The 2,565-nt window shown below is 41.8% G+C and carries 2 protein-coding genes; both read left to right on the top strand.

The window, feature by feature from the left end; translation table 11 throughout:
* Positions 1-218 precede the first annotated feature (218 nt).
* On the top strand, positions 219-1,382 hold the full coding sequence (gene sfsA, locus QZ055_RS09115) for a DNA/RNA nuclease SfsA (RefSeq protein ID WP_295826396.1): 1,164 nt from the start codon (positions 219-221) through the stop codon (positions 1,380-1,382).
* 222 nt (positions 1,383-1,604) lie between these two features.
* The gene (locus tag QZ055_RS09110; RefSeq protein WP_295826391.1) at positions 1,605-2,408 is read left to right on the top strand and encodes a hypothetical protein; all 804 of its coding nucleotides are present in this window, start codon (positions 1,605-1,607) and stop codon (positions 2,406-2,408) included.
* The last annotated feature ends 157 nt before the right edge of the window (positions 2,409-2,565 follow it).

Here is a 2,565-nt window from a genome sequence, read left to right as displayed (position 1 = left end):
CAACGTAGTAATCGCAAATACCGTAACAATGATCCTGTAACTGTGGTGAATTATTAATTCAGATTTTGTAAAAATTTAAGGTGTTACTTCTTATGCTGTTCTTAGGTCTTTCATCATGCAATTTGTAAGAACTTTCAAAGCACAATCCATAGGACTCTCATCCTGTAACAAAATAGCGTATAATAGATACATAGAATATTCTTGATGTAGGAGTACCAATGAAAGTCCTTTACGATACAATTTTAAAAGCGAAATATACAGGTCGCCCGAACCGTTTTGTGGTGACCTTAGATTTGAATGGTGAAAGTGTGCTCGCTCATTTGCCAAATCCTGGTCGCATGTGGGAGCTCTTGTTCACCGGTGTAACGATGTACATCGTGCCTCACGATAAACCTGATGCAAAAACGAAATATCGCGTGGTAGGCATCGAGCGCGATGGCGTAGTGATTATGCTCGATACAAACTACAGCAATGATGTAGCGCAGCATTTGATCGAAAATAAACTCATTCCTGGCTGGGAGGAGTGGCGCGTTGTAAGACGGGAGTATACGGTTAAGTTACATGGCACATCATCACGTTTTGACTTGCTTCTCACCAATGATAAAGGCCATGAGTTCTTGTTAGAGGTTAAGTCTTGTACGCTATTCTCCAAGACTGGTGCCATGTTCCCTGATGCCATTACGGAGCGAGGGCGCAAGCATTTATTACATTTAAAAGAATTGCAAAACGAAGGCTACCACACAGGGGTTTTATTCCTCGTACAATGGGACAAAGCACAGTGGTTCTTGCCAGACTACCATACAGATTTAGAGTTTGCTAAAACCTTTAAAGAGGTAGCCCCTTCTTTAGACTGGAAAGCCGTTGCTGTGGCGTGGGATGAGACTTTCACCATGCCTACTGTAACTCATGAATGTTCCTATCCGAGTAGCATCCTCGACACAGAGGCTCACGATAGCGGCGTGTACGTGATGGTCATGCATCTCGACCATGATTTAGACCTTGAGGTCGGTTCTAAAGGGATGATGCATTTCAAGGCGGGTTACTATATGTACGTAGGCTCTGCGAAGGCGAATTTAACGAAACGCATTGAGCGCCATAAACGAAAACGGAAGAAAATGCACTGGCATCTAGACTACTTCCGCGGTCACTGCGAAATGATAGCAGGCCTGCCGATTCGAACTAGCCTAGATGATGCGGAATGTGCTCTCGCTGATGCGGTCCGTGGCGTTGCCGAATGGGACGTGCCTAAATTTGGATCCTCTGACTGTGACTGTAAAAGCCACCTATTTGGGATGACGGAAAATCCGATACATAATAAGGGGTTTATGGATGTAGTGGAGCATTATAGAATGAATATGCTAGATGAACTAATTTATAGGTAATTATTATTGATGGGGCCCGAGAACTATATGCTTAATTAGTTAAAAAGTGCTATCACCTATCTCTTCGCTCCATAGTGACCTAAGTCACTTATCAATAGGTAATAGCACTTTTTAAAACACTAGCTATAAAGATGTCCCATCAATAATAATCTAATCCTATCTATAGTCATACCAGCATATTCATTCTAAAGCTACTAAATGGAGAGAGAGGTGTAGTTGTGTATGCCTTTATTTGTTAGGTTTGTGTTGTTGGTTTTGGTGTGTATTTGTAGCGTTGTGTTGAGTGGGTGCTCTTTCATTTGGACTACGGAAAATGGTGATCCTGCCACGCCAGAGGATATCAAGGCTATCGTGGAGAAGGAGTTTGCGGTTGTGCATCCTCGCCTAGTTTTACAATCAGCGGTAGTGGAGAAGGAGAAACCCTTCCAGCGAAATGTGTATGTTTTTTATGATGAAAGTAATGGTATTTCCTTTACTACAAATTCTGTAGTCAAGTGGCCAACATTGCCGGCCCCTGGTGGCGAGCGAAAAAATGATGCGGATTTTGCGTATTCACAGGCGTATCTAGTTCATTTGAACTCTTCTTTGGTGGAGCGTGCTAAGCAATATGGCATGCGGATGGCTACTCATGAGGAAGGTTTGGAACTAGCTAAATCTAAAGCGACACGTGTCGCTGGCACTAATAAGATACCCCTATTCAGGTCCGATGAGATTATCTTTGTAGATAAGTCTGTAAAGGGTGAAGATGTTCTAACCTTTATGAAATTCATATATAGCCAGTATAAACCGCAAGACAACCCAGCGTTATTGCACCCTCGTTCTGATAGAAGCGTAGGCTTTTATTATTTACCAAAAGGAGAAGCGGACAAAACAAAAGCTAAGTATTTGATCTCCTTTCGATTTATGGCAAAAAATGATTGGAAAGAAACCATGCTAACAGGCATTGGTAGTACAGGTAAGGATACTTCAGCTGTAGAACGAGACTTTGTTAAGATCTTGGAAGATATGATACGTCATGCACGCTAAATAATACAGTTCTTTGATTGCAGGCGCAGGTGAAAGTGGCTTTCACAAAAATACAGTACCTATAAAATTAGCCTTTAGCCCTTAAAAATGCTATAATAATACGATGAATTGTAATCAGTGTTAGTAAAATGAGGTGAGATTGTGGCAGACCAACAAT

Origin of the sequence: uncultured Veillonella sp., from assembly GCF_905209685.1 — a bacterium.
GTDB lineage: Bacteria > Bacillota > Negativicutes > Veillonellales > Veillonellaceae > Veillonella.
This window is presented reverse-complemented; position numbering and strand designations above follow the sequence as displayed.